The 25,255-nt window shown below is 63.1% G+C and carries 26 protein-coding genes; 6 read left to right on the top strand and 20 right to left on the bottom strand.

Annotated features, from left to right (window positions below; all coding sequences use genetic code 11):
- Nucleotides 1-2: 2 nt before the first annotated feature.
- Entirely contained in the window at nt 3-299 is a 297-nt protein-coding gene (locus ACSQ8Y_RS10625; protein ID WP_436266424.1) for an RnfH family protein, read from the bottom strand.
- A complete protein-coding gene (locus ACSQ8Y_RS10630) occupies nt 289-723 on the bottom strand; it encodes a type II toxin-antitoxin system RatA family toxin (RefSeq protein ID WP_436266425.1) in 435 nt (144 codons plus the stop codon). The genes ACSQ8Y_RS10625 and ACSQ8Y_RS10630 overlap by 11 nt, the downstream gene beginning before the upstream one ends.
- A gap of 92 nt (nt 724-815) precedes the next feature.
- Between ACSQ8Y_RS10630 and smpB the strand changes: the two genes are divergently transcribed.
- From smpB to ACSQ8Y_RS10645, 3 genes are all read left to right on the top strand, one after another.
- Complete coding sequence (smpB, locus tag ACSQ8Y_RS10635) at nt 816-1,265, top strand: SsrA-binding protein SmpB (RefSeq protein ID WP_436266426.1); 450 nt, start codon at nt 816-818, stop codon at nt 1,263-1,265.
- A 111-nt stretch (nt 1,266-1,376) separates the two neighbouring features.
- Nucleotides 1,377-2,093: a hypothetical protein gene (locus ACSQ8Y_RS10640; protein WP_436266427.1), complete on the top strand. Its 717-nt coding sequence runs from the start codon at nt 1,377-1,379 to the stop codon at nt 2,091-2,093.
- A complete protein-coding gene (locus tag ACSQ8Y_RS10645) occupies nt 2,093-2,656 on the top strand; it encodes a FlgO family outer membrane protein (RefSeq protein WP_436266428.1) in 564 nt (187 codons plus the stop codon). Before ACSQ8Y_RS10640 ends, ACSQ8Y_RS10645 begins: the two co-directional genes overlap by 1 nt.
- An 80-nt stretch (nt 2,657-2,736) precedes the next feature.
- Here the strand turns inward: ACSQ8Y_RS10645 and ACSQ8Y_RS10650 are convergent, their stop codons facing one another.
- From ACSQ8Y_RS10650 to ACSQ8Y_RS10665, 4 genes are all read right to left on the bottom strand, one after another.
- On the bottom strand, nt 2,737-3,591 hold the full coding sequence (locus ACSQ8Y_RS10650) for an NAD-dependent protein deacetylase (RefSeq protein WP_436266429.1): 855 nt from the start codon (nt 3,589-3,591) through the stop codon (nt 2,737-2,739).
- Between the two features lie 23 nt (nt 3,592-3,614).
- The gene (locus tag ACSQ8Y_RS10655) at nt 3,615-4,148 is read right to left on the bottom strand and encodes a DUF1993 domain-containing protein (protein ID WP_436266430.1); all 534 of its coding nucleotides are present in this window, start codon (nt 4,146-4,148) and stop codon (nt 3,615-3,617) included.
- 119 nt (nt 4,149-4,267) lie between these two features.
- Nucleotides 4,268-4,699 carry a DUF4259 domain-containing protein gene (locus tag ACSQ8Y_RS10660; protein WP_436266431.1) on the bottom strand — a complete coding sequence of 144 codons (432 nt, stop codon included), beginning with the start codon at nt 4,697-4,699 and terminating at the stop codon, nt 4,268-4,270.
- 45 nt (nt 4,700-4,744) lie between these two features.
- Complete coding sequence (locus tag ACSQ8Y_RS10665) at nt 4,745-5,641, bottom strand: LysR family transcriptional regulator (RefSeq protein ID WP_436266432.1); 897 nt, start codon at nt 5,639-5,641, stop codon at nt 4,745-4,747.
- Nucleotides 5,642-5,771: 130 nt separating this feature from the next.
- On the opposite strand from ACSQ8Y_RS10665, the gene ACSQ8Y_RS10670 reads away from it, so the two are divergent.
- Nucleotides 5,772-6,971 (top strand): MFS transporter, encoded by a 1,200-nt coding sequence (locus tag ACSQ8Y_RS10670; RefSeq protein WP_436266433.1) that lies wholly within the window; start codon nt 5,772-5,774, stop codon nt 6,969-6,971.
- 98 nt (nt 6,972-7,069) lie between these two features.
- Nucleotides 7,070-7,798: an SDR family NAD(P)-dependent oxidoreductase gene (locus ACSQ8Y_RS10675; protein ID WP_436266434.1), complete on the top strand. Its 729-nt coding sequence runs from the start codon at nt 7,070-7,072 to the stop codon at nt 7,796-7,798.
- Between the two features lie 97 nt (nt 7,799-7,895).
- On the opposite strand, the gene ACSQ8Y_RS10680 is transcribed toward ACSQ8Y_RS10675, so the two are convergent.
- The 3 genes from ACSQ8Y_RS10680 to ppsA form a co-directional block, all read right to left on the bottom strand.
- A complete protein-coding gene (locus ACSQ8Y_RS10680) occupies nt 7,896-8,819 on the bottom strand; it encodes an SPFH domain-containing protein (RefSeq protein ID WP_436266435.1) in 924 nt (307 codons plus the stop codon).
- A 25-nt stretch (nt 8,820-8,844) separates the two neighbouring features.
- Nucleotides 8,845-9,270, bottom strand: a complete 426-nt coding sequence (locus ACSQ8Y_RS10685; protein ID WP_436266436.1) for an NfeD family protein — start codon at nt 9,268-9,270, stop codon at nt 8,845-8,847.
- Nucleotides 9,271-9,418: 148 nt separating this feature from the next.
- On the bottom strand, nt 9,419-11,848 hold the full coding sequence (ppsA, locus tag ACSQ8Y_RS10690; protein ID WP_436266438.1) for a phosphoenolpyruvate synthase: 2,430 nt from the start codon (nt 11,846-11,848) through the stop codon (nt 9,419-9,421).
- Between the two features lie 156 nt (nt 11,849-12,004).
- On the opposite strand from ppsA, the gene ppsR reads away from it, so the two are divergent.
- Nucleotides 12,005-12,853: a posphoenolpyruvate synthetase regulatory kinase/phosphorylase PpsR gene (gene ppsR, locus ACSQ8Y_RS10695; protein ID WP_436269800.1), complete on the top strand. Its 849-nt coding sequence runs from the start codon at nt 12,005-12,007 to the stop codon at nt 12,851-12,853.
- Nucleotides 12,854-13,502: 649 nt separating this feature from the next.
- On the opposite strand, the gene ACSQ8Y_RS10700 is transcribed toward ppsR, so the two are convergent.
- Genes ACSQ8Y_RS10700 through ispC form a run of 11 tightly spaced genes read right to left on the bottom strand, consistent with a single transcriptional unit; the run spans nt 13,503 to nt 25,231 of the window.
- The gene (locus ACSQ8Y_RS10700) at nt 13,503-14,699 is read right to left on the bottom strand and encodes an EAL domain-containing response regulator (RefSeq protein ID WP_436266439.1); all 1,197 of its coding nucleotides are present in this window, start codon (nt 14,697-14,699) and stop codon (nt 13,503-13,505) included.
- A gap of 20 nt (nt 14,700-14,719) precedes the next feature.
- Complete coding sequence (locus ACSQ8Y_RS10705) at nt 14,720-15,505, bottom strand: TrmH family RNA methyltransferase (RefSeq protein ID WP_436266440.1); 786 nt, start codon at nt 15,503-15,505, stop codon at nt 14,720-14,722.
- Nucleotides 15,502-16,128 carry a ribonuclease HII gene (gene rnhB, locus ACSQ8Y_RS10710; RefSeq protein ID WP_436266441.1) on the bottom strand — a complete coding sequence of 209 codons (627 nt, stop codon included), beginning with the start codon at nt 16,126-16,128 and terminating at the stop codon, nt 15,502-15,504. Before rnhB ends, ACSQ8Y_RS10705 begins: the two co-directional genes overlap by 4 nt.
- On the bottom strand, nt 16,125-17,279 hold the full coding sequence (lpxB, locus tag ACSQ8Y_RS10715) for a lipid-A-disaccharide synthase (protein WP_436266442.1): 1,155 nt from the start codon (nt 17,277-17,279) through the stop codon (nt 16,125-16,127). Before lpxB ends, rnhB begins: the two co-directional genes overlap by 4 nt.
- Nucleotides 17,263-18,066, bottom strand: coding sequence for an acyl-ACP--UDP-N-acetylglucosamine O-acyltransferase (gene lpxA, locus ACSQ8Y_RS10720; RefSeq protein ID WP_436266443.1), 804 nt, complete (start codon nt 18,064-18,066; stop codon nt 17,263-17,265). The genes lpxB and lpxA overlap by 17 nt, the downstream gene beginning before the upstream one ends.
- Nucleotide 18,067: 1 nt before the next feature.
- Entirely contained in the window at nt 18,068-18,574 is a 507-nt protein-coding gene (gene fabZ / locus ACSQ8Y_RS10725; protein WP_436266444.1) for a 3-hydroxyacyl-ACP dehydratase FabZ, read from the bottom strand.
- Entirely contained in the window at nt 18,571-19,623 is a 1,053-nt protein-coding gene (gene lpxD, locus ACSQ8Y_RS10730) for a UDP-3-O-(3-hydroxymyristoyl)glucosamine N-acyltransferase (protein ID WP_436266445.1), read from the bottom strand. The genes fabZ and lpxD overlap by 4 nt, the downstream gene beginning before the upstream one ends.
- A gap of 50 nt (nt 19,624-19,673) precedes the next feature.
- On the bottom strand, nt 19,674-20,204 hold the full coding sequence (locus ACSQ8Y_RS10735; RefSeq protein WP_436266446.1) for an OmpH family outer membrane protein: 531 nt from the start codon (nt 20,202-20,204) through the stop codon (nt 19,674-19,676).
- 20 nt (nt 20,205-20,224) lie between these two features.
- On the bottom strand, nt 20,225-22,555 hold the full coding sequence (bamA, locus tag ACSQ8Y_RS10740; RefSeq protein WP_436266447.1) for an outer membrane protein assembly factor BamA: 2,331 nt from the start codon (nt 22,553-22,555) through the stop codon (nt 20,225-20,227).
- 43 nt (nt 22,556-22,598) lie between these two features.
- Nucleotides 22,599-23,945: an RIP metalloprotease RseP gene (rseP, locus tag ACSQ8Y_RS10745; protein WP_436266449.1), complete on the bottom strand. Its 1,347-nt coding sequence runs from the start codon at nt 23,943-23,945 to the stop codon at nt 22,599-22,601.
- Nucleotides 23,942-25,231: a 1-deoxy-D-xylulose-5-phosphate reductoisomerase gene (gene ispC, locus ACSQ8Y_RS10750; RefSeq protein WP_436266450.1), complete on the bottom strand. Its 1,290-nt coding sequence runs from the start codon at nt 25,229-25,231 to the stop codon at nt 23,942-23,944. Before ispC ends, rseP begins: the two co-directional genes overlap by 4 nt.
- Nucleotides 25,232-25,255: the final 24 nt, after the last annotated feature.

The following is a 25,255-nucleotide window of genomic DNA, read 5'->3' on the forward strand; positions in this document are numbered from 1 at the left end:
ATTTATCCAGCTTGTTCGGCTTTGCGCACTCTGCGGCGCCGGGCGTGCTTCGGATCGGCGATCAGCGGCCGGTAGACTTCGACCCGGTCATGCTCGCGCAGCACGGTGTCCAGCGCCTTTTTCTTGCCGTAGATGCCGACTGCCATCGCGGCCAGGTCGATGCCGGGCACTTCGATCGCCAGCCCGCTCACATCCAGCGCCTGCTGGACGGTGGCGCCGGCGTCCAGGCGCAGCGCGCGCAAAAAGGTCAGCGTGTCGGTGGCGTAGCACACTTCCACATTGATTTGATCAGCCGCCATAGACGGTCTCGGCCCGTTTGCAGAAGGAATCGACCATGCTGTTGGCGATCAGGCCGAACACCGGGCCGACCACCTGCTCCAGCAAGCGGTTGGAAAATTCGTAATGCAAGTCCAGTTCCACCTTGCAGGCGTCGTCGCGCAGCGGCTTGAAGGTCCAGGTGCCGTCCAGGGTCTTGAAAGGGCCGTCGACCAGCTTCATCTTGATGCCGGTGGACGGCGTGTTCTCGTTGGAGGTGGTGAAACTTTGGTGTATGCCGTGATAATGGATGGCCAGGCTGGCCACGACGCTGTTTTCGCCGCGTTCCCGCACGTCCACACCGCCACACCATGGCAAAAATTTGGGATAATCCTCGACCTTGGCCACCAGCTCGAACATTTGTTCCGCGCTGTAGCCCAGGATAACCGACTTGTGCACTACTGCCATTGTGTTACCGTTTGCTATGATGTTGGTTTATCCGCGCTCAGCGCGCGGCGAAACCGTAGTTTAACCGACCCGCGTATATTTACCCACCACCCATGACTATTGCCGATAACAAAAAAGCCTTTCACGATTTCTTCATCGAGGACCGCTATGAAGCGGGCATCGTGCTTGAAGGCTGGGAAGTGAAGGCAATCCGCGACGCGCGTGTGCAGATCAAGGAAGCCTACGTCACCATCAAGGGCGACGAGCTGTACCTGTTCGGCGCCCACATCAGCGCCCTGCCGACCGCGTCGACCCATATTTCGCCGGAAGCGGTGCGCACCCGCAAGCTGCTGCTGCACCGTAACGAGATCGATAAACTGATCAGCAAGGCCACCCGTTCGGGCTACACGCTGGTGCCGCTGAACCTGCACTACAAGGGCGGCCGCGTGAAATGCGAAATCGGCCTGGCCAAGGGCAAGAAGCAGCACGACAAACGCGCCACCGAGAAGGACCGCGACGGCAACCGGGAAGTGGCCGCCGCCATGAAGCAGCATCGTCGTTAAATCGCCACTGCGGCGCCATCGCGGCACGCCGTTGCCATGGTTGACGTTTCTATCTAGAAACTGCCATGGTAAACTGGCGTGGCAGGACCACTTAACGATGGCGAGGAACCCATGGCGACAAAAACCGCAGCAATCTTGATTTCCGGCGCGCTGCTGGCCGGCTGCGCCAATTCAAGGCTGCCGCAGCAGCTGCAAACCCCGTACAGCCCGGTCCCGGTCGCCAGCAATTTCCCGGCATCCAACCAGTATTCGCTACAGGCCGCAGGGCACTGGACGGCGATCGCGCAGCACATCGAGCAGATACTGGCGGCGGACATGCAGAAAGGTCCGAAGCGCCCGTTCTTCATCGCCGACCCCGCACCGCAAGCCACACCCTTCCAGCGCGCCCTGGCCGTGCAACTCACTTCCGCGCTGGTGAAGGATGGCCACGTGGTGTCGCGTACCCCGGCGGGCTCGCTGAAGGTGGACATCGACGTGCAGGCGCTGACGTTCTCGCCCGGGCGCGACCAGTACCGCTATCCCGGCGAACCGACCGTCATCGCCGCCGGCGTGCTGGCGCTGACCGCGATCCACCCGGTGGCAGGCATCGTCGCCGGCGCCGCCGCCCTGGACGGCTACAAATACACGCACGCGCGCTTCGCCAACGGTGGTACGCCGCAGACCGAATTGCTGGTGACCGTATCCGTCTCGGACCAGTACCGTTATTACGCCCGCAGCAGCTCGGCCTACTACGTGGCCGACGGCGACCGCACCCTGTACGGCATCGCGCCCGAGCCGACGGTCGAAAGCAAGTTCGTGAAAAAGTACCAAGTGAAGGGTGACCAATAATGCGTATCTTTGGCAAGTTAGCCGCGCGCTGCGTCGCGCTGTGCGCCCTGCCGCTGCTGCTGGCGGCCTGCTCCAGCACCCCGGTCAAGGAAGAGCCGAATTACGCCACGGTGTCGTCCAACCAGTTCATCGCCTCGAACTACAAGGCGGCGGACGTGCTGCTGTCCCAGTTGAACGGCAAGCTGTTGCTGGACAAGCCGCTGATCATGGCCACCGTGGTCAACATCGACGCGCTGGAACAGACCACCACCCTGGGCCGGCTGGTGTCCGAGCAGATCTCCACCCGGCTGTCGCAGGGCAGCCTGAATATGGTGGAGATGAAGCTGCGTAACAATGTCTATCTGAAGCGCGGCGAGGGAGAGTTGATGCTGACGCGTGAAATCGGCCAGGTGGCGCAGACGCACAACGCGCAGGCCATCGTGGTCGGCTCCTACGCCGAGACCAGCGACATGGTGTTCCTCAACATCAAAGTCATCCAGCCGAACACCAACTTCGTGCTGGCCGCGCACGACTACGCGCTGGCCAAGGAAGGCATCGTCCGCTCGATGCTGATGCAGCACTAAGCACGCACCAGGCAGGTTCCCGGCCGGCATCAGCCGAGCGCTTCAGCCCAGCGCTTCAGCCTACCGCTTCAGCGCCCGTCTCAGGCTCCCGCCAGCCGATGCGCCAGCAGCGGCAGCACCCGTTCGGCCGGCACAGCCACTCTCAGCGCCAGCAAAGCGTCCGCCCGCGTGACGCCCGCGTTGATGGCGGCGATGGGCTTGCCCGTCTCCGCCGCCAGCTTGCAGAAGCGGTAGCCCGAAAACACCATCAGCGACGAACCCACCACCAGCAGCGCGTCCGCGTCGGCCATGGTTTGCAATGCCGCTTCGGTGCGCGCCCTGGGGATGGTGTCGCCGAAGAACACCACGTCCGGTTGCAGCACGCCCGCGCAGCGAGCGCAATGCGGCACGGCGAAGTGCTCCAGCGCTTCCGGCTCCAGTTGCGCGTCGCCGTCCGGCAGCGGCCTGGCATCGGTGTCGGCCAGCTGGGGATTCTCGCGCAGCAGTTGGCGCTGGATGTCGGCGCGGCCATACTGCGCGCGGCATTCCAGGCAGACCACGCCGTGGATATTCCCGTGCAGTTCGATCAGTTTCACACTGCCGGCGCGCTGGTGCAGCCCGTCGACGTTCTGCGTGATGACCGCGCCCACGCCGCCGCCCTGCTCCAGCCGCGCCAGCGCCATGTGGCCGGCGTTGGGAGCGGCCTGCGCCAATGTCGGATAGCCGACCATGGAGCGTGCCCAGTAGCGGCGGCGCACCGCGTCCGAGCGGCGGAACTCCGGGCCCTGGACGGGCGCGTTGCCGCGCCGGACGCCATCCTTGTCGCGATAGTCGGGAATGCCGGACGCGGTGCTCAAACCGGCGCCAGTCAGCACCAGCACCTTGCGGTGGCGGCCGAGCAAGGCCGCCAGTTCTGCCACGCCGGCGTCGGCGTCGTGTTCGGAAAAAATCTGCATACCCACATGCTAACCGAAAGCGCTTATTTGGATTGAGGGAAGCTGAATCCGGCCTGGTATTGATGGTAGCCGTCGAAGTCTTCCTTGCCCACCGGGACGCCGTTGCTGCGCAGGATGGCATGCGCGGTCACCAGGTGGAAGAAGAAATTCGGCAGCGCGTAGCACAGCACGTAGTCGCGTCCGGAGAACACCGGCGACACCAGACCGGCCGTGGTCACCACCTGCATTTCCTCCGCCGCGTCGATGCGGTCCTCGGGGACCTCTTCCAGGAATTCCACGGTGGCGGCGATGCGCGCGCGCAGCTGGTCCCAATCCTGGTCGCCGCCGGCCAGCACCGGCAGGTCCGCCGACAGCAGCGGGCAGCAGGCGCGTACTGCGAAGCCGCAGGCGGTCGTCACCTGCTGCGCAAAGGGGAACATGCCCTCGGCCAGGGCCACCGCAACCAGCGGCCTGCGCGTGCGGCGCTCGTGGTTTTCCGCTACCGCCAGTGTCGAATGCAGCTGCTGCAGGTAATGGATGAATACCGGCACGCTGGCCGTGTAAAGCGTGGTCCCCACGATAGTCTCTGTTTTATTGTCTACAGGCTACACTTTGCCAGCTTGCGGAAACAATGGCAACGACAACAGGCCGGGGCGTGGTTTTACGGCCTTGCCCATACGCATGCTTGCCTTTTCGATCAGGCCGCGATGCGGCTCCTCAGATCGGTTACCGATGCCTGCCATTGTTCGTAGTGTTCGCTGTCCTGCCACAGCTCGCGCAGCTCGGAACGCTCGGACAGGATGTGCTCGATGGCGCGCTGCGACTTCTCGATCAGGTCCGTGCGGCGCTTGCTGGCCTTCTTGCTGACTTCTTCCACCCAGGCGTCGAGCTCTTCGGTGTTTTCGTCGTCTTCATCGATTTCGCTGCGCTTGCCGTAGACGCGCGCCAGCACTTCGATCGCCGCCAGTCCCTCGGCCGCGAACGGCGCTTCAAGATACTCGGCGCTGTCGGCCGACAGCACGTTGTTCAGCGTGTCCTCGATGAAAAACAGGTCTTTCGATTCCTGCAGATCCTGCGCCCAGTCCAGCGCGAAGTCGTTGCCAAATGCCGTAGTTGACCAGGTTCCCATATTGTTCCCATGTAAAGTTGGTGCATCATACGCCTCCGCCTGCGGCTATGCCAGCCGGCAGTCCGGCTCATCCGCGAAGATGGCGGTGATCCAGTCCGCAAACGCGCGCACCTTGGGCGTCGCCAGCCTGCCTTGCGGATAGAGCAGCGAAATAGGCATCGGCGTGGGCGGCCAGCCGGACAGCACTTCGACCAGCTCACCGGCGCGCACATGTCCGCGCACCTGATAGGCGCCAGTCTGCGCCAGGCCCAGGCCCTGCAGCGCGCAAAGGAGGTAGGCGTCCGCGTCGTTGACGGAGATAGTGCCGGCCATGTCGACTTTCACCACCCGGCCATCCACCTGGAAGTCCCAGTCGAAGGCGCGGCCGGTGCGGCCGGACAGGTGGACCACGGCGCGGTGCGCCTTGAGCTCGTCCAGCGTGCGCGGCTCGCCGTATCGCTCCAGGTAGGCTGGCGACGCATACGTGAGGAACCGCATGAGGCCGATCTGCCGCCCGACCAGCGAGGAATCCTGCAACTGGCCGACGCGCAGCGCGCAGTCGATGCCCTCTTGCACCACGTCGACGAGGCGGTCGGTCAGGCTCAGCACGAGCTCGACATCGGGATAGGCTGCGGTGAATTCGGCGATGCGCGGCATCACGAGGCGCCGGCCCAGCGTGCCCGGCAGGTCGATGCGCAACTTGCCTTTGGGCCTGCCCGCGCTCGGGCCACGGAAAGCCGACTCGGCGGCGTCCACCGCGCCCAGGATCTCGACGCACTGGCGGAAGTAGTCGGCGCCGTCCGGCGTCAGCGACAGGCGGCGCGTGGTCCGTTGCAGCAGCCTGGTGCCGAGGAAGGCCTCCAGGTTCTGCATGGTAGCCGTCAGCGACGCGCGCGGCAGGTTCAAGGTCTCGGCCGCCTTGGTAAAGCTGTTGGCCTCGACGATGCGGACAAAAGTTTGCATGGCTTTGAGCCTGTCCATCTCCGCCCCCATTGTTCAGAAAATATGAAAGGTATGGAGGGATTATGCCCTAATTATCCAGCACCGGCTTCTCCCTAGAATGGCTTCATCGCACCCAATCTGAGGAAGAAGCATGAATAAAGACATTTCAAAAGGTATGGTCTGGCTGCTCGCCATCGCGTGCGGGCTGATCGCCGCCAACCTGTACTACGCGCAAACGCTGGTCGGCCCGATCAGCGCGGCGACCGGCTTGTCGCCGCAGGCAGCCGGGCTGGTCGTCACGCTGACGCAGGCAGGCTACACGGCAGGACTGCTGTTCATCGTACCGCTGGGCGATCTGTTCGAAAACCGCAAGCTGGTGGTAAGCGCCCTGCTCTTCACGGCCGCCGCCCTGGTCGCAGCAGCAATCAGCACCAGCGCCTGGACTTTTCTCGCGGCCGCGCTGGGCATAGGCCTGGGTTCCGTCGCCGCGCAGGTGCTGGTGCCCTTCGCGGCCCACCTGTCCGCCGAAGCGACGCGCGGACAGACGGTCGGCAAGGTCGTCAGCGGCCTGCTGATGGGCATCATGCTGGCGCGGCCCGTGGCCAGCCTGGTCGCGGACCATGCGGGTTGGCATGCCGTGTTCGGCGGCGCCGCCGTGCTGATCCTGGGTCTGGCCTTCGTGCTGCACCGCACTCTGCCGCTGCGCGTACCGGTCTCTCCCGTCCCGTACGGCAAGCTGATGGCATCGCTTTGGCATCTGTTCCTGGCCCAGCCCGTGCTGCGCCGCCGCGCCGCCTACCACGCAGGCCTGTTCGGCGCCTTCAGCCTGTTCTGGACCGTCACACCGATGGTGCTGGCAACGCCGCAGTTCCACCTGCCGCAAACAGGCGTGGCCGTGTTCGCGCTGGTCGGCATGGCCGGCGCAATCGCCTCGCCCGTCGCCGGCCGCCTGGCCGATTCCGGCCACACGCTGCCGGCGACCGCCGCCGCGCTGGCCCTGGGCGTGGCGGGCTTTTTGATGCCGATGTACGTGCCGGATTCGCGCAATGTTGCGCTGGCCACGCTGACCGTCGCGTCCATCGTGCTCGACATGGGCGTGGCCGCCAATCTGGTGCTGGGCCAGCGCGCCATCTTCAATCTTGGTGCTGAAGTGCGCAGCCGGCTCAACGGCCTGTACTTTGCTGTCTTCTTTGCCGGCGGCGCGCTGGGCTCGGCGGCGGGCGGCTGGGTCTACGCAAGCTACGGCTGGCACGCCGCCCTGTTGACCGGCGCAGCCTTTCCCGGTTTGGCACTGCTGTACTGGCTGACCGAATATGCCGCGAGTGCTGGCACCGTAAAGCGCGCTGTTTGATTACATCATGTAACAACAGTAAGTCCAGCCGGTGCCTTTATCTGCGCAGATATCACAAGTAGAGTGTTGATTCCTAACTAACACCTCTTGGAGATACCATGACCCAGCAGCAAAAAACCATCATCGTCACCGGTGCGTCGCAGGGCATCGGGGCCGGCATCGTTGAGGCCCTCCTGGCGCGCGGCTATAACGTTGTTGCGACCTCGCGCAACGTCAGCAAATCCGCCGCGCTCAGGCCGTCAGAAAAGCTCGCGCTGGTGGATGGCGACATCGGCGATGCGGCGACTGCCGGCAAGGTGGTCGCCACCGCAGTGGAGCAATTCGGCGGCATCGACGGTCTGGTGAACAATGCTGGCATTTTCTTCGCCAAGGGCTTCCTCGACTACACGCAGGAAGACTTCAAGGCTTTGTCGCGCACCAACCTGGAAGGCTATCTGTACATCAGCCAGTTGGCGATCAAGCAGATGCTGAAACAACAGCGCGGCGGCAGCATCGTCGGCATCTCGAGCATCCTGGTCGGCAGCCCGAACCGTGCGCTGACGGCAGCCGTGCCGATGATGACCAAGGGCGGCATCGAAGCCATCAGCCGCAGCCTGGCGTCCGAGTTCGCCGCCGAAGGCATCCGCGTCAACGTGGTGGCGCCCGGCATTGTCGATACGCCGCTGACCCAGAGCATCCCGTCCGACTTCCTCAAGTCGCTGGCACCGAACAATTCGACCGCCAGCATTGCGGACATCGTCGACGCCGTTGTCTACCTGACTGAAGCTAAACAGGTGAGCGGCGAAGTGCTGCGCGTGGACGGCGGAGCCCATAACGGCAAGTGGTAGAGCCCCGGAGCGGCGCTGGCTTTCCGTCAGGAGGGCTGGCGCCGGCCGAAAGGACGCGGGTGTTGCACGCCCCAATCCGAAAAGCTATGGGCGTTCCCTATTTCGATTGCGTCTTCACCACCTGCATCGCCGTCGCAATCAGCCCGCTCATGTCGCCCAGGTTGGCCGGCACGATCAGCGAGTTGTTGGTCTTGGCCAGCTCCGCGAAGGCTTCGACATATTTCTCGGCCACTTTCAGATTCACCGCATCCGCCCCGCCGGGCGACTGGATCGCCGAGCCCACTTCGCGCAACGCACCGGCCGTCGCGTCCGCGATGGCGATGATGGCGGCGGCTTCGCCTTGCGCACGGTTGATGGCAGCCTGCTTCTCACCCTCGGAACGTGCGATAGACGCTTCGCGCTCGCCGGTGGCGATGTTGATCTGCTCCTGCTTGCGCCCTTCCGAGGCAGCGATCAGCGCGCGCTTGCCGCGCTCGGCGGTAATCTGCGCCTGCATGGCGTGCAGGATTTCGGCCGGCGGCGTCAAGTCCTTGATCTCGTAGCGCAGCACCTTCACGCCCCAGTTGGCGGCCGACTCGTCAATCGCGTTGACGATGGCGGTGTTGATGTGCTCGCGCTCTTCGAAAGTCTTGTCCAGCTCCATGCGGCCGATCACCGAGCGCAAGGTGGTCTGCGCCAGCTGCGTGATCGCGGAAATGTAGTTCGACGAGCCGTACGAGGCGCGCATGGCGTCGGTGATCTGGAAGTACAGGATGCCGTCCACCTGCAACTGCGTGTTGTCGCGCGTGATGCAGACCTGCGGCGGCACGTCGAGCGGGATTTCCTTGAGCACGTGCTTGTAGGCGATGCGGTCCACGAAGGGCACCACGATGTTGAGCCCGGGGCCCAAGGTGGCGTGGTACTTGCCGAGCCGTTCCACCACCCAAGCGTGCTGCTGCGGCACCACATTGATGGTCTTGAACACGAATACCAGCGCCAGGATAAAAATGACCAAACTGACGTTGCCTATGCCGATTTCCATTGCATTCTCCAGGTTAAACACACACTCAGGCGCCGACGATGAGACGGCTGCCGCGTACTTCACGTATCGTGTACTGCCCCGGCGCCGCTGCCGGGCTGGCGCCGGGCGCCAGTTCCACGTCCCACAGCGCGCCGCGGTACATCACGCGCGCCGTGCCGTCCTGCCACGCCGGCACGGTGACGGTCTGGCCGATGTCCATGTTGACGTTCGGGTCGACCGAGGCGTCGACGCCGCTGGACTTGCCGTATTTGCTGCGGTACAGCAGCCCGGTCGCCAGCACCCCGACCACGGCGGCCGTCACCGTCTGCACCGGCCCGGACGATCCGGCGAACGCGACCGCCGCGCCGGCCGCCAGGCCGACGGCGATCATCAATAGGTAGAAGGTGCCGGTCAATAATTCCAGGACCACCAGCACGCCTGCGGCCAATAGCCACATGCTCCAGTCAGACATGATGCCTCCTCGTTGTAAAAAATAAAAAACCCCCGCTGCCCGCAAAGGCGACGAGGGTTTTTGCATCGTTGTGTAAGGTTTTGATGGTTTTTTGCTAAACGTTCCAATAACTCCAGTCTAACTCAATTCCCCCTTACGTCAACTTGTTTTATTGCAATGCTGCCAGTTTCTGCCAAGTATCAATTACCGAGTCCGGGTTCAGCGACATCGATTCGATGCCCTGCTCCATCAGCCACACGGCCAGCTCCGGGTGGTCCGAAGGACCTTGGCCGCAGATGCCGATGTACTTGCCCTGCTTCAGGCAAGCCTGGATCGCCATCGCCAGCAGCGCCTGCACCGCAGGGTCGCGCTCGTCGAAGTCGGCGGCAAGCAGTTCCATGCCGGAATCGCGGTCCAGGCCCAGGGTCAGCTGGGTCAGGTCGTTGGAACCGATAGAGAAGCCGTCGAAATGCTCGAGGAAGCGGTCGGCCAGCACGGCGTTCGACGGCACTTCGCACATCATGATGACGCGCAGGCCGTTTTCGCCACGCTTCAGGCCGTTGGCTGCCAGCAGGTTGATGACTTTCTCAGCCTGGCCCAGGGTACGCACGAACGGCACCATGATCTCGACGTTGGTCAGACCCATGTCGTTGCGCACGCGCTTCATGGCCTGGCATTCCATCTCGAACGCGCCGGCGAAGTCGGCCGACAGGTAGCGCGCGGCGCCACGGAAGCCCAGCATCGGGTTTTCCTCGTCCGGCTCGTAGCGCGAACCGCCGATCAGCTTCTTGTACTCGTTCGACTTGAAGTCGGACAGGCGCACGATCACTTTCTTCGGCCAGAACGCAGCGGCGATAGTGGCGATGCCTTCGGCCAGCTTGTCGACGTAGAACGCCTTCGGCGAAGCGTGGCCGCGCGCCACCGACTCCACGGCCTTCTTCAGGTCGGCGTCGATGTTCGGGTATTCCAGGATCGCTTTCGGGTGTACGCCGATGTTGTTGTTGATGATGAACTCCAGGCGGGCCAGGCCCACACCGGCGTTCGGCACCGACTGGAAGTCGAAGGCCAGCTGCGGGTTGCCCACGTTCAGCATGATCTTCGTTTTCAGCGCAGGCAGTTCGCCGCGCGCCACTTCCGACACTTCGGTTTCCAGCAGGCCGTCGTAGATCTTGCCCTCGTCGCCTTCGGCGCAGGACACGGTCACGAAGGTGCCGTCCTTCAGCAGATCGGTGGCGTCGCCGCAGCCGACCACCGCTGGCACGCCCAGTTCACGGGCGATAATCGCCGCGTGGCAGGTACGGCCGCCGCGGTTGGTGACGATGGCGGAGGCGCGCTTCATGACCGGTTCCCAGTTCGGGTCGGTCATGTCGGCCACCAGCACGTCGCCCGGCTGGACGCGTTCCATTTCGGACGGGTCGCGGATCACGCGCACAGGGCCGGCGCCGATCTTCTGGCCGATCGCACGGCCGGAGGTCAGCACGGTGCCGGTCGACTTCAGCTTGAAGCGCTGCTGCGCGTCGGTGGCTTTCTGCTGCGATTTCACGGTCTCGGGACGCGCTTGCAGGATGTACAGCTTGCCGTCGCGGCCGTCCTTGCCCCATTCGATGTCCATCGGACGCTGATAGTGGCGCTCGATGATGACAGCGTACTTCGCCAGTTCGACGATATCGGCGTCGTTCAGCGAGTAGCGGTTGCGCATTTCGATCGGCACGTCGACGGTTTTCACGGAACGGCCGGCTTTCGCCTCGTTGGTGAATTCCATCTTGATCAGCTTGGAGCCGATGTTGCGGCGGATGACGGGCGACTTGCCCTGTTCCAGCATAGGCTTGTGGACGTAGAACTCGTCCGGGTTGACCGCGCCCTGCACCACCGTTTCGCCCAGGCCGTAGCTGGAGGTGATGAAGACCACGTCCTTGAAGCCGGACTCGGTGTCGATGGTGAACATCACGCCCGCCGCGCCCGTGTCGGAGCGCACCATGCGCTGCACGCCGGCCGACAGCGCCACTTCGGCGTGCGTGAAGCCCTTGTGCACGCGGTAGGAAATCGCGCGGTCGTTATACAGGGAGGCGAACACGTGCTTCATCGCTTCCAGCACGTTGTCGATGCCGACCACGTTGAGGAAGGTTTCCTGCTGGCCGGCGAAGGATGCGTCCGGCAAGTCTTCGGCGGTGGCCGAGGAACGCACGGCGAAGGACATCTCGGTGTCCGAGTCGGCCACCAGGCGGTCGTAGAAGTCCTGGATTTCCGTCGCCAGGCGTGGCTGGAACGGGGTATCGATGATCCATTGACGGATTTCGGCACCGGCGGCGGCCAGTGCGCGCACGTCGTCGATGTTCAGGTCGGCCAGGCGGTCGGCGATGCGGTCGGCCAGCGACTTGCCGCCGTCCACGCTGTGCGACAGGAAGTCGCGGAAGGCTTGCGCCGTGGTAGCGAAGCCGCCCGGAACCCGGACGCCCGCGCCAGCCAGCTGGCTGATCATCTCGCCCAAGGAGGCGTTCTTACCGCCGACGGATTCAACATCCGTCATGCGCAAGTTTTCAAACGAAGCAACATACACGGCATCGCCGTTCTGCTGCTCCTTCAGTGCTGCGTTAGTCATAGTGACACCCTTACTGATGATAGAAATCTTTACGCAGGCTGGCAGACATTGATTCTTGTTATTCTTGGCGTCGTGCAGCACAATCTTACTTTGCTGTGCATTCTACAGCCTGCGGCGCAAATTGACGATCCACAACATAGCTCTCGGCCCTTCCCCATGACACAAGAACAACGTCCGCCCCTCCCCGCCGCTGCGCGCACCGTATTTTTTGTCTCGGACGGCACCGGCATTACGGCTGAAACTTTCGGCCATTCGGTGCTGACGCAATTCGAATTGCGCTTCCGCCAGATCCGCCTGCCTTTCATCGACACGCTCGACAAGGCCTACGATGCCGCCCGCAAAATCAACGAAGCGGCCGCCGCCGACGGCCAAAGGCCGATTATCTTCTCCACGCTGGTGAAAACCGACCTGTCGGAGGTTATTCGCAAGTGCAACGGCATGCATATGGACTTGATCCAGACTTTTGTCGCCCCGCTGGAGCAAGAGTTGGGCGTGAAGTCGACCCATACGATAGGCCGCTCGCACAACATCGTCGATAGCGAGGAATACAAGAACCGCATCGAGGCGATTAACTTCTCGCTGGCGCACGACGACGGACAATCGCACAAGAACCTGGCCTCGGCGGATGTTATTCTGGTGGGCGTGTCGCGTTCGGGCAAGACGCCGACCAGTTTGTATCTGGCCATGCAGTACGGGATCAAGGCGGCCAATTACCCGTTGATACCGGACGATTTCGAACGCGGCAAACTGCCGTCGTCGCTCTACGAGTTCAAGCCCAAAATTTTTGGCCTGACAATTACCCCGGAGCGCCTGTCGGAGATCCGCCATGAGCGCCGCGCCGGCAGTAAATACGCCTCGCTCGAGAATTGCCGCTATGAAGTGAACGAAGCCGAAACGATGATGAAGCGGGAAGGTATCCGCTGGCTGTCCTCGACCACCAAATCTATCGAGGAGATTTCGACCACGATATTGCAGGAAATCAAGCCGAACCGGCGCGAATATTGAGAACAAGCGCGTTAGAAGAAATTTGATCGCGGTGGCGCTGCCATATATTAGATCGCCGGGATCGGCAGCACGAATTGACCAGCGATTAATATCAGGGTTCTCCTCGAATAACCACAGATTAGTCATTCCCGCGCAGGCGGGAATCCATGCTATGCCTCTGAGCAGGCGATGTATGGGTTCCCGCTTACGCGAGAACGACAAGTATTTCAAAGTATCCATCAATCGTCAATAACGGAGGTGCGGCGTTATCCGTACCCCATCCGCAGCGTAGTATATCCCTGCAAGAAATTTCCATAGAAATATTTCTCTCCGCCGGCGACTTCACCGCCGACGAACTCCCCCGTCCCGTAACAAATCAACTGTCATTGCCGAGTTAGCTGCCATCCCCGAACGCGGGAACCCATGCAGGTCCTCTGCCATTCCCGCGAACGAGGGACTGTCCACCGACGCGGTCCATGTATGGCATCTCAGCTTGCGACGTATGGATTCCCGCGTATGCGGCAGTCCGCCTGTGCGCAACGACACGTATGCGACGATCATGCCGGATGTTAGTTCAATTACGCCAAGATCTAGCTTACTCAGCCCGTGAAACGACAGCGGCCGCATCTCTGCGGCCGCTTCGGCTTTAAACTTCGGCTTTAAATGGGGTTCAGAAGAACTGGCGCCAATCATTCAGCCAGTCGGGAAACTCCTCGACCGGCATAGGCTTTGCAATATAATAGCCTTGGGCATAAGTGCAGCCCAGGCCTTGCAGGAAATCCCAGTCCTGTTTCGTTTCCACGCCGACGGCGACGGAGCGGCGGTCCAGGCTGCGTGCCAAACCTAAACAGGATTTCAATACGGTACTGATGGCGCGCTTGCGGGAAGCGCCGTCGACAAAACTGCGGTCTATCTTCAATTCGGTAAACGGCACCGCCGCCAGCAATTGCAGATTGGATCGGCCCGTACCATAATCGTCTATCGCCAGGCCATACCCCTGCATACGCAAACGCAGCAGCCGTTCCAGGAAATGCGGTTCGGCAGATAATACGGCCGACTCCGTCATTTCAAAAGTAATATAATCCGCCAGGATACGGTGGCGCGCCAGACACGCTTCCATCTGCGCCATGAATTGCGGATGCGCCAAAGTGGCTTGATCCACATTAATGGAAACGGAAATCGGTATGCCTTTATCGTGCAATGTCCGGCAAGCGGCGACCGATTTCTCTATCATGCTCCAGTCGAGAAAATCGATGCGGCCATTTTCTTCCAATGCACGCATGAATGCGGCTGGACCCAATATGCCGTGTTCCGGATGGCGCCAGCGGGCAAACATTTCCAGGCCCTTTACCTGCCCGGTTTCCAATTCGATTTTTGGCTGGAAGAATGGCTCGAATTCGCGCGCCTGCAGTCCACGCCCGACTTCGGCAAATCCGTAACTCGGCCCGCCATTGCCATTGGGCGATATACCCGGCACGACGTAATTATCGATCAGGGTTTGCAAGCGCAACTCACCGACCGGCTTCGCGATGGCGCCGAGCAAATCCACCCCATAAGCCTGCGCCATGGTTTCAACTGAGAAGAGCACGTCGGCTTTTTGTGCGCCTGCCACGATAATGCCGGCGCGGCTGCCTGATTCGGCCAGACGGCGTATCAGTTCGAGCGCATCCATGCCGGGCAAAGCGAGGTCCAGGATGGCGATATTGACTGCGGGGACGAAGCCGGTGCTGAGGTGGCGCAGGGCGGCGTGGCCGTCCGGGGCGTCGGCAATCTGCGTGGCGCCAAGGCGGCGCAGCATGTCCACCAGCGCCTGGCGCTGGCTGGGCTCCCCTTCAGCTACCAGAAATTGCAACTGCGCGATGTCCATGCCTGCTCCAGAGAAACTAATTAGTGCTGATTCTGCCTGACTTGCTCGAAAAAGCATACTGCCGCGCATGCGGCGACGTTCAGGGATTCGACTTGGCCCAGGTGGGGGATGACCACGGTTTGCGTCGCCAGCGACAGCAAATCGTCCGCCACGCCCTGCCCTTCGTGGCCGAAGACCCAGGCCACCGGCTTGCTCAGGTCGGCGTCGTAGAGGCGCGTGGTGGCGTAGCCGCTGGTGGCCAGCGTCGGAATGCCGGACGAGGCCATCAGGGCCGCCAGGTCCACGTTTTCGAAGATGTCGAGCACGAAATGGGCGCCCATGGCGGCGCGCAGCACTTTCGGCGACCAGCAGAAGGCCGTGCCGCCGCTGCAAAACACCTGTTTGATGCCGGCCGCTGCCGCGCTGCGCAGAATGGAACCGACGTTGCCCGGGTCTTGCACATTGTCCAGCAGCACGGCGCCCACCGTCATGGCATCCGGCACTTCACGTTCCGGTGTTTCGATCAGGAACATGACGCCGACGCCATGCTCGACCTGGCTCACGGCGTTGTACAGCGCGTCCGGCAAGGCGATGGTGTGGCCGCGCTGGTGTTCGATTTTAGCGACGATGTCGGCAACTTCGGAGTTGGTCAGCGCCGATTCGCCGACGATGCACTGCACCGGCAGGCCGCGCAATTCCAGATAAGCCTGGCACAGGTGTACGCCGTCCAGCAACGTCTGGCCGGCCTTCTTGCGTGCCTGCGAGCTGGTCGCCAGGTGCTTCAGGTCCTTGTATTGCGCGTTGTCGCGCGATGTGATGGTTTTCATAACAGATTCTTAATTATCAGCAGCTCGCGCACCGGGGCGAAGGAGCGGCGGTGCACCGGCGACGGGCCGTGCTCGCGCAGACGCTCCAGGTGCAGCGCGGTGCCGTAGCCCTTGTGCTGGTCGAAAGCATACTGCGGATAGGCGATATGCAGTTGCACCAGTGCCGCGTCGCGCGCGGTCTTGGCCAGGATGGAGGCAGCCGAGATGGCGTCTTCCTTGTCGTCGCCACCGATGATGGCGATAGTCTGGATCTTCATCCGGGGGCAATGGTTGCCATCAATCAGGGCCAGCGTGGGCACGGTGCTGAGTGCCTCCACGGCGCGCTTCATGGCCAGCAGGCTCGCCTGCAGTATGTTGATCTTGTCGATCTCTTCTTCCGAGGCTTCCGCAATAGCCCAGGCCAGGGCATTGGCCTTGATCAGCGGCGCCAGCTCGTCGCGCCTGGCCTCCGTCAGCTTTTTCGAGTCGCGCAGGCCGGCTACCGGGCGGTCCGGATGCAGGATCACGGCCGCCGCGAACACGGGGCCGGCCAGCGGGCCGCGTCCGGCCTCGTCCACGCCGCAGATGATTTCACCCACGGCATAAGGGAGGTCGTCGAACAGGCCAGCCTGGGGGGTCTTCATTTCTTAATCACTTTCATCACTGCCGCCGCGCTTTCCTGCGCACTGTTGCGCAGCAGGCTGTGGTGCATTTCGGTAAACCGTTGCGCCAGATGCAGGCGGTGCGGCGCGTCGCTCAGCTGGCGCCACATGGCCTCGGCCAGGTTTTCCGGGCTGGCCGCGTCCTGCAGCAACTCGGGCACCAGGAAGTCGCGCGCCAGGATGTTCGGCAGGCCTATCCAGGGCTGGTAGCCAAAATGGCGCAAAATCTGCCATTCCATCGCCATCATCTTGTAAGCGATCACCATCGGCTTCTTGAACAAGGCCACTTCCAGCGATGCCGTGCCGGAGGCGACCATCACGGCGTCCGCCGCCGCGATGGCGGTGTGCGACTGGCCGTCCAGCAGCTTGATCTCCACGTCCTGCAGGCCGGCTTCGGCCACCAGCTGAAGGAAATACTGGCGCTGCTTCTCGCCCGCCATCGGCGCCACGAAACGCAGCGAACGGTCCCGCTTCTGCAGCAAGCGCGCCGCCTTCATGAAGGCAACGGTGTTGTACTTGATTTCGGACATGCGGCTGCCCGGCATGATGGTGACGACGTTGGCGTCCTCCGGCATGCCCAGCAGTCGGCGCGCGGCCGCTTCGTCCGGTTCCAGCGGCACCAGCTCTGCCAGCGGATGGCCGACATAGCTGACCGGCACGCCGGCCTTGCGGTAGATTTCCTCCTCGAAGGGGAACACCACCAGCATATGCGACACGGCCTTGATGATTTTCTTGATGCGGCCGCCGCGCCAGGCCCAGATCTGCGGCCCGATGTAATGCACGGTGGGTATGCCTGCGTCCTTCAGCTGCATTTCCAGCCCGAGGTTGAAACCGGGATAGTCGGCGCCGATGAAAACGTCCGGACGCTCGGCGATCAATTGATCGCGCAGCGCGTTCTGGATGCCCTTGATTTCACGGTAGCGCGGAATCACGGCAAGCAGGCCGCGCACGGTCAGCTTGTCCATCGGCCACTGCGAAGTGAAGCCGTGCTCCATCATCGCGGGGCCGCCGATGCCGTGGAAGCGCGCTTCCGGCAAGTGCGGGCGCAGGCCGGACAGCAGACGCGCGGCGAGCACGTCGCCGGACGGCTCGCCGGCGACGATCGCTACCGAGACGTCAGCGGACGATGCCACGATTCGCCGTATCGAGGAATTCGCGCATGGCGCGCGCGTGCACGGCCACGTCGTCGGCCAGGGCGTGCTCTTGTTCGAGCATGGCCGCCTTGGCCTCTTCCAGCGTCAAGCCGGAGCGATACAGCGTTTTGTACGCGGCGCGGATGGCGTTGATCTGCTCGCGCGTGAAGCCGCGGCGTTTCAGGCCCTCGATGTTGACGCCGTGCGCCGCCGCCGGGTTACCGTTCAGCAGCACGAAGGGCGGCACGTCCTGCGTCAGGCTGGTGCTCATGCCGACGAAGGCGTGCGCGCCGATCTTGCAGAACTGGTGCACATTGGCGAAGCCGCTCATGATGACGTAGTCGCCGATCTCCACGTGGCCCGCGATCTGCGCGTTGTTCGAGAAGATGGTGTTGCTGCCAACTACGCAATCGTGCGCCAGGTGCACATAGGCCGAGATCCAGTTGTCGTTGCCCAGCCTGGTCACGCCCTTGTCCTGCACGGTGCCGGTGTTGAAGGTGCAGAATTCGCGGATGGTGTTGCGGTCGCCGATCTCCAGGCGGGTCGGCTCGCCGGACCACTTCTTGTCCTGCGGCGCGGCGCCGATGGACGAGAACTGGAACAGCACATTGTCGCGGCCTATCGTCGTGTGGCCCTCGATGACCACGTGCGGGCCGACCTTGGTGCCGGCCGCGATGCTGACATTCGGGCCGATCACCGAGTACGGGCCGACCGTCACGCTGCTGTCGAGCTGCGCTTTCGGGTCGACGACGGCGGTAGCATGGATGTTGCTCGATGCGTTGCTCATCTTACTGCCCCGCTGGCTGGCTCGCGTCGGTGCTGCTGCGGATGGTGCACATCAGGTCGGCTTCGACCGCGGTCTGGCCGTCGACGCTGCCCACTGCCTTGTATTTCCAGATGCCGCGCGACACGCGGGTGATTTCCACGTCCATCTTCAGCTGGTCGCCAGGGCCCACCGGACGCTTGAAGCGCGCGTTGTCGATGCCGACGAAGTAGACCACCGAGCTCTCGTCCGGCTTGATGCCCATGGACTTGAACGACAGCAGCGCCGCCGTTTGCGCCATCGCTTCGATCATCAGCACGCCCGGCATGACCGGCTTGTGCGGGAAATGGCCGTTGAAGAACTCTTCATTGACGGTGACGTTCTTGATCGCGGTGATGGACTTGTTCTCTTCGTAGTTCAGGACGCGGTCGACCAGCAGCAGCGGATAGCGGTGCGGCAGGTAAGCCTTGATCTCGCAGATGTCCATGGTCTTCGGGGTGGTGCTTGCGGTATTCGATTCTGTAGTGGTCATGATTCGTCTTCGTTTCTGTTTTTAATGTTTTTTTCCAGCGCGCGGATTTTATCGCGCATTCCCGGCAAATTGCGAACGATGGCGGCCGATTTTTCCCAGTCGGCGTTTTTCGCCAGCGGGTAGAAGCCGGTGTACTGGCCCGGCTCCAGTATCGAACGCGATACCATGCTGCCGGACGAGACGTGCACGCCGTCCACGATTTTCAGGTGGCCCAACACCATGGCGGCGCCGCCGAAAGTGCAGTACTTGCCGATGACGGCGCTGCCGGCTACGCCGACGCAGCCCGCCATCGCCGTGTGCGCGCCGATCACGCAGTTGTGGCCGATCTGGATCTGGTTGTCCAGCTTCACGCCGTCTTCAATGATCGTGTCCGCCAGCGCGCCGCGGTCCACCGTGGTGTTGGCCCCGATGTCGACGTCGTTGCCGATGACGACGCGGCCGGTCTGCGGAATCTTGATGTAGACCCCGGCCTCGTTGGCGAAACCGAAGCCGTCGGTGCCGATCACGGCGCCCGAATGGATGATGCCGCGCCGGCCGATGACGCAGCGCGCGTGGAAGGTCACATTGGCGAAGAAATGCGTGCCCTCGCCCACTTCGGCGTCGCGGCCGATGAAGCAGCCATGGTCGATGACCGCGCCGGGGCCGATCACCGCGCCCGCTTCCACCGTCACGAAGGGACCGATGTGCGCCGTCGGATCGACCTTCGCCGTGGCGTGCACCGCCGCCATCGCATGGATGCCCGGCTCAGGCACGATGGCCGTCAGCGATTCGAAGTATTGCGCCGCGCGGGCGAAGTACACATAGGGGTTTTTGACGATGATGCGCGCGCCCCGGTAGGTCGCGGCCACGGTCTCGTCGTCCTGTGCGGAGACGATCAGCGCCGCGGCCTTGCTCTGGCCGGCCTGTGCGCGGAATTTGCTATTGCTGAGAAAGCTGATGTGCGAAACGCCGGCGTCCGCCAGTGGCGCGATGCCGGACACTTCCAGTGCCGCATCGCCTACCAGCTGCCCGCCCAAGCGTTCGACCAATTCTCCTAGTCGAGTGCCCATCGGGGTGTTCCAATCTATGGTGTGTTGTTACTAATTGGTGACTGCTTGTTTTACTTTTCTTTATCGAGCGCGGCCAGCACCTTGTCGGTGATGTCGATGCGCGGGCTGGCCCACACCGCATCCTGCAGCACGATGTCGAAGCCTTCGGTCATCGCCAGTTGCTTGATGATGCGCGTGGCCTTCTCGGAGATGCCGGCGCGTTCCTCGTTGGTACGCTGGTTCAAGTCCTCGCGGAACTCGCGCTGGCGGCGCTGGAATTCCTTGTCCAGCTCGAAGTACTCGCGCTGGCGCTTGACGCGGTCTGCCTCGCCCAGCGCCGGCAATTCCTTTTCCAGCTTCTCGGAGGCGCTCTTCAGGCGCGAGGCCAGATCCTGCATGGCCTTCTCGCGCGACTTGAATTCCTCGGCCAGCTTGTCGCCGGCCAGCTTGGCCAGGCGCGACTCGTTATAAATGCGTTCAGTGCTGAGCCAGGCAATCTTGGATGACTGCGCGTGCGCCGGACCCAAAGCACACAAGCCCAGTGCAAGCACGGCCAGATACTTGGCGGCCTTAGCCGAAGCGGTAGCGGAAGCAGTCTTCAACGTGTTTCTCCGAATCAAGATTAGAAACCATTACCCATCTGGAACTGGAAGCGTTCCAGGCGGTCGCCCGGTTTGGCGTTCAAAGGCTTAGCATAACTCAACTTAAGCGGGCCCACCGGGGAAATCCAGTTCACGCCCAGACCGGTCGAGAAGCGCAATTCCGAGATGCGCATTTTCGCGCCTTCCTGGTAAACCTGGCCGCCGTCGAGGAAGCCGAACCAGCGCAAGCTGCGGTCCTGGCCCGAGCCCGGGAACGGCATCTGCAGTTCGGCGTTACCGATCAGGCGCGAGGCGCCGCCCAGCGCATCGCCGTAACGGGTGTCGACCACGCCCAGCGAGGAGCTCAGGTAGCCGCGCACGGAACCGATGCCGCCGCCGTAGAAGTTCTTGAACACCGGATACGGCTTGTCGCCGATGCCGTGGCCGTAGTCGATCTCGCCCTTCAGTGCCAGCGTGATCTTCGGGTGCAGCGGCTTGAACAGCTGGTGCTCGTACACGGCGCGGAAGTATTTCGACTGGCCGACCACGTCCAGTTCCAGGTTGACACGCTGGTACTGGCCGACGGTCGGGGTCAAGGCGCTGTCGCGGCTGTCGCGCGCCCAGGCCGCCGTCAGCGGCACGGCGACGGTCTTCGCGGTGCCGATCGGGTTGCCGGTGATGTCGCGCACGTAGTCCTGGTAGCGGATCGGGCTGGTCGAGTCGGTGGTGATCTGCGAGCGTTCCAGGCCTGCGCCGAAGAACACGGTGTCCACTTCCGAGAACGGCACACCCCAGCTGATACGGCCGCCGTGCTGCTTGATCGTGTAGGAACCGATGTTCAGCGCCGGCGGGTTCAGGGTGCGCAGGTACAGGTCGAACGAGCGGATCACGCCATCATCCGTGTAGTACGGATTGGTGTTCGAGAACTCGATGGTGCGGCTGTACTTGCTGGTGTTCAGGTTGATGCCGACGGTGTTGCCCGAACCGGCGAAGTTGGCCTGCTGGACCGAGGCCGAGAAGGTGAACTTCTCGGACTGCGAGAACGCGCCGCCGATCTGGAAGTTGCCGGTCGGTTTTTCGACCACGGTCAGCTGCACGTCCACCTGGTCCGAGGTGCCCTGCGCTTCCGGCGTGTCGATGGTCACGTCCTTGAAGTAGCCCAGGCGGTCGACGCGGTCGCGCGTCAGCTTGATCTTGTTGGCGTCGTACCAGGACGATTCGAACTGGCGGAACTCGCGGCGGATCACCTCGTCGCGCGTGGTGGTGTTGCCGGCGATGTTCATGTGGCGCACATAGGCGCGCTTGCCCGGATCGATGAAGAAGGTGAAGCCTACTTCGCGCTTCTCGCGGTTGATTTCCGGGTTGGCGTTGACGTTGGCGAAAGCATAGCCGAAGGTGCCCAGGCGGTCCGAAATCAGCTTGTTGGTGGCGGTCAGGCGCGCGCCCGAATAGGTTTCGCCCCTGCGCAGCAGCACCAGCTGTTTCAATTCGTCTTCGCGGCCGAACATCTCGCCTTCGAACTTGATGTCGGCGACGGTGTACTTCTCGCCTTCGCTCACGTTGATGGTGATGTAGATGTCCTTCTTGTCCGGGGTGATCGAGACCTGGGTCGATTCGACCTGCATCTCGACGTAGCCGCGGTCCAGGTAGAAGGACTTGAGCGATTCCAGGTCGCCCGTCAGCTTGGTCTTGGAGTACTGGTTGGCCTTGGTGTACCAGCTGAACCAGCCGCCGGTGTTGAGCGCCAGGTTCTCGCGCAGTTCCTTGTCCGAGAAAGCCTTGTTGCCGACGATGTTGATCTGCTTGATCTTGGCGATTTCGCCCTCGTCCACCGCGAACACGATGTTCACGCGGTTACGCTCGATAGGCGTGACCGTCGTGGTGACCTTCACGCCGTACAGGCCGCGCGACAGGTACTGGCGCTTGAGTTCCTGCTCGGCGCGGTCCACCGACGCCTTGTCGAAGGTCTTGGTCTCGCCGACGCCGATATCCTTCAGCGCCTTGACCAGCATGTCCTTTTCGAATTCCTTGGTACCGGTGAAGTCCACCTTGGCGATGGCCGGGCGTTCCTCGACGATCACCACCAGCACGTCGCCGTCCTGCTCCAGGCGCACATCCTTGAAGATGCCGGAGCCGTACAGGCCCTTGATGGCGGCCACGCTCTTCTTGTCGTCGAAGGTCTCGCCCACGCGCACGGGCAGGTAGCTGAAGACCGTGCCGGCCTCCGTACGCTGGATGCCTTCGACACGGATGTCCTTGACGACGAATGGATTGATGGCGAACGCGCTGCCGGAGCAGAGCGCCAGGGCGGCGGCGCCGATCAGGCTGCGGCGAAAGGAAGGCAAGGCAAAACGGTCAGAATATAATTTCATTGGTGGTATTCAATGGCTCAAATCACGGAACTACATAAACTAATTAAAGCAGGCGCACCACGTCGTTGAATACCGCCAGTGCCATTAATGTCACCAGCAGGCCAACGCCCAGGCGCTGCGCTATCTCACCAAATCGCTCCGGTACTGGACGCCCGGTTAAAACTTCCAGCGAATAATACAGTAAAAGTCCACCATCAAGAACGGGAATCGGTAGCAAATTCATCACCCCAAGACTGATGCTGATGAAGGCGATGAAGCTCAAATAGCTGGCGGCGCCTATCCGCGCGGTCTGTCCGGCGTAATCGGCTATGGTGATAGGGCCGGTGACATTCTTCCACGAGACCTCGCCAACCACCATCTTGCCTATCATTTTCAGGGTCAGCACGCTGGTGTCCCACACCTTGACGGCGCCCTTGGCCACCGCTTCAACCGGCCCCGCCGTCACTTCGATCATATCCGGCCCCTGGCCGGCGTACGCGCCGATCTTACTGACTGTTACAGATCCTTTACGCTCCACATCCGGCGTCACCGTCAGTTCGAACGGTTCGCGCCCGCGCATGCCCTGCACCAGCAAAGGCTTGCCGCCCGAGGTGCGGATGGTGGACTGGAAGTCGATCCAGTCCTGCACCGGCTTGCCGTCCAGGCGCTCGACCAGGTCGCCGGTGCGCAGGCCGGCGCGCTCGGCGGCGCCGCCCTTGACGATCTCGCCCAGCAGCGCCGGTGGGCGCGACAGGCCGAAACCGAGCTTGCCGGCGACGTCCGATTCCAGGTCCATGCCGCTGAAGGCGCGCGACGGCAAGGTCAGCGTGTGCCGGCCGCTGCCGGGGCGGTCCACTTCGAGCAGCATGTCCCGCTTGTCGATGGCGGCCTGGATGACGGCCCAGCGCAGGTCGGACCAGACGCGCACGCGCTCGCCGTTCACGGAGGTGACGACGTCGCCGCCCTGCAGGCCTGCCTGGTGGGCTGCCGTGTCGGCAGCGGGCGGCGCCACTTTGGAAGACGGTTCTGCGATGCCGGCCATGTACAGGGCGGCGAACAGGAAGATGGCCAGCAGGAAGTTGGCGACCGGCCCGGCGGCCACGATGGCGATGCGCTTCCACACGTTCTGGCGCGTGAATTCGCGGGCCTTGTCGGCCTCGGACAGCGGCGCCCCGTCCAGTTCGCGGCTGTCCAGCATCTTGACGTAGCCGCCCAGCGGCAGTGCGGACACGGCCCACTCGGTCTGGTCCGGTCCGACGCGGCGCGACCATACGACTTTGCCCATGCCGACCGAGAAGCGCAGCACTTTCACGCCGCACAGGCGGGCCACCCAGTAGTGGCCCAATTCATGGAAGATGATCAGCGATCCCAGTGCGACCGCGAAAGCCAGCAGGGTCGTGAGGAAGTTCATTGCGCGCGCGCCGTGGCGGCTGCGGTGGCGGCAGAGGCCGCAGCGACCGCCGGGGCTGCAGCCGCGGGGCCGGCAGCTATTGCGGCGGAAGCGCCTGCATTGCGCTCCCGCGCCATGGCGCCGACGAGTCGTTCGGCGGCCACACGCGCCAGCGCGTCCTGCTCCATCACCGCCGCGATGCTGTGCGCGGCGCCGTGCGGCAGCTCGTCCATTACTTGCGCGATGACGCGGTCGATCTGGCGGAAGCCGATGCGGCTGTCGAGGAAGGCGGCGACAGCCACCTCGTTGGCCGCGTTCAGCAGCGCGGGCGCGGTGCCGCCGGCCTTGAGCGCGTCGAACGCCAATGCCAGGCAGGGGAACTGCACGAAGTCGGGACGTTCGAACTGCAGCATGCCGACCGCCGCCAGGTCCAGCTGCGCCACGCCGGACGCGATGCGCTCCGGGTAGGCCAGCGCGTGCGCGATCGGGGTGCGCATGTCCGGGTTGCCCAGTTCGGCCAGCACGGAGCCGTCGCTGTAGGACACCATCGAGTGGATCACCGACTGCGGGTGGATCACGACTTCGATCTGCTCTGCCGGCGCGCCGAACAGCCAGTGGGCCTCGATCACCTCCAGGCCCTTGTTCATCATGGTGGCCGAATCGACCGAGATCTTGCGGCCCATGACCCATTTCGGGTGCTTGCAGGCCTCGTCCGGCGTCACCGCGTCGAGGGTGTCGACGGCACGCTTGAGGAAGGGACCGCCGGATGCGGTCAGCAAGATCTTGGTGACGCCCGCGGCGCCCGGTACGCGGCCGTAACCTTGCGGCAGGCACTGGAAAATGGCGTTGTGCTCACTGTCGATGGGCAGCAGCACCGCCCCACTCTCCTGCACCGCGTCCATGAACAGCTGGCCGGACATGACCAGCGCTTCCTTGTTCGCCAACAGCACCTTCTTGCCGGCACGCGCGGCGGCCAGGGTCGGCGCCAGGCCGGCCGCGCCGACGATGGCGGCCATCACGGTGTCGGTGTCGGACGAGCCGGCGATGGCGCACAGCGCCGCTTCGCCGTATTCGACTTCGGTGCGCAGGCCTTTCGTTTGCAGCAGCGCTTGCAGCCGGGCGGCGGCGGCGGCGGTGCCGACCACGGCGCGCGCGGGACGGAACTGTTCGCACTGCGCGGCCAGCTCCTCGACGCGGCTGTGCGCGCTCAGGGCATAGACCGTGTAGCGGTCCGGGTGGCGCGCCAGCACGTCCAGCGTGGAGACGCCGATCGAACCGGTGGCGCCTAATATGGTGATGCGTTGCATACTTAATCCTTCAAAACCTGTTTG

The organism is Pseudoduganella sp. LjRoot289 (assembly GCF_964252925.1).
Taxonomy (GTDB): domain Bacteria; phylum Pseudomonadota; class Gammaproteobacteria; order Burkholderiales; family Burkholderiaceae_D; genus Rugamonas.

What these genes read in the sequence shown, in the direction of transcription:
- ACSQ8Y_RS10625 (WP_436266424.1), bottom strand. Translation starts at nt 299, where the DNA reads ATGGCGGCTGATCAAATCAATGTGGAAGTGTGCTACGCCACCGACACG.
- ACSQ8Y_RS10630 (WP_436266425.1), bottom strand. Translation starts at nt 723, where the DNA reads ATGGCAGTAGTGCACAAGTCGGTTATCCTGGGCTACAGCGCGGAACAA.
- smpB (WP_436266426.1), top strand. Translation starts at nt 816, where the DNA reads ATGACTATTGCCGATAACAAAAAAGCCTTTCACGATTTCTTCATCGAG.
- ACSQ8Y_RS10640 (WP_436266427.1), top strand. Translation starts at nt 1,377, where the DNA reads ATGGCGACAAAAACCGCAGCAATCTTGATTTCCGGCGCGCTGCTGGCC.
- ACSQ8Y_RS10645 (WP_436266428.1), top strand. Translation starts at nt 2,093, where the DNA reads ATGCGTATCTTTGGCAAGTTAGCCGCGCGCTGCGTCGCGCTGTGCGCC.
- ACSQ8Y_RS10650 (WP_436266429.1), bottom strand. Translation starts at nt 3,591, where the DNA reads ATGCAGATTTTTTCCGAACACGACGCCGACGCCGGCGTGGCAGAACTG.
- ACSQ8Y_RS10660 (WP_436266431.1), bottom strand. Translation starts at nt 4,699, where the DNA reads ATGGGAACCTGGTCAACTACGGCATTTGGCAACGACTTCGCGCTGGAC.
- ACSQ8Y_RS10665 (WP_436266432.1), bottom strand. Translation starts at nt 5,641, where the DNA reads ATGCAAACTTTTGTCCGCATCGTCGAGGCCAACAGCTTTACCAAGGCG.
- ACSQ8Y_RS10670 (WP_436266433.1), top strand. Translation starts at nt 5,772, where the DNA reads ATGAATAAAGACATTTCAAAAGGTATGGTCTGGCTGCTCGCCATCGCG.
- ACSQ8Y_RS10675 (WP_436266434.1), top strand. Translation starts at nt 7,070, where the DNA reads ATGACCCAGCAGCAAAAAACCATCATCGTCACCGGTGCGTCGCAGGGC.
- ACSQ8Y_RS10680 (WP_436266435.1), bottom strand. Translation starts at nt 8,819, where the DNA reads ATGGAAATCGGCATAGGCAACGTCAGTTTGGTCATTTTTATCCTGGCG.
- ACSQ8Y_RS10685 (WP_436266436.1), bottom strand. Translation starts at nt 9,270, where the DNA reads ATGTCTGACTGGAGCATGTGGCTATTGGCCGCAGGCGTGCTGGTGGTC.
- ppsA (WP_436266438.1), bottom strand. Translation starts at nt 11,848, where the DNA reads ATGACTAACGCAGCACTGAAGGAGCAGCAGAACGGCGATGCCGTGTAT.
- ppsR (WP_436269800.1), top strand. Translation starts at nt 12,005, where the DNA reads ATGACACAAGAACAACGTCCGCCCCTCCCCGCCGCTGCGCGCACCGTA.
- ACSQ8Y_RS10700 (WP_436266439.1), bottom strand. Translation starts at nt 14,699, where the DNA reads ATGGACATCGCGCAGTTGCAATTTCTGGTAGCTGAAGGGGAGCCCAGC.
- ACSQ8Y_RS10705 (WP_436266440.1), bottom strand. Translation starts at nt 15,505, where the DNA reads ATGAAAACCATCACATCGCGCGACAACGCGCAATACAAGGACCTGAAG.
- rnhB (WP_436266441.1), bottom strand. Translation starts at nt 16,128, where the DNA reads ATGAAGACCCCCCAGGCTGGCCTGTTCGACGACCTCCCTTATGCCGTG.
- lpxA (WP_436266443.1), bottom strand. Translation starts at nt 18,066, where the DNA reads ATGAGCAACGCATCGAGCAACATCCATGCTACCGCCGTCGTCGACCCG.
- fabZ (WP_436266444.1), bottom strand. Translation starts at nt 18,574, where the DNA reads ATGACCACTACAGAATCGAATACCGCAAGCACCACCCCGAAGACCATG.
- lpxD (WP_436266445.1), bottom strand. Translation starts at nt 19,623, where the DNA reads ATGGGCACTCGACTAGGAGAATTGGTCGAACGCTTGGGCGGGCAGCTG.
- bamA (WP_436266447.1), bottom strand. Translation starts at nt 22,555, where the DNA reads ATGAAATTATATTCTGACCGTTTTGCCTTGCCTTCCTTTCGCCGCAGC.
- rseP (WP_436266449.1), bottom strand. Translation starts at nt 23,945, where the DNA reads ATGAACTTCCTCACGACCCTGCTGGCTTTCGCGGTCGCACTGGGATCG.
- ispC (WP_436266450.1), bottom strand. Translation starts at nt 25,231, where the DNA reads ATGCAACGCATCACCATATTAGGCGCCACCGGTTCGATCGGCGTCTCC.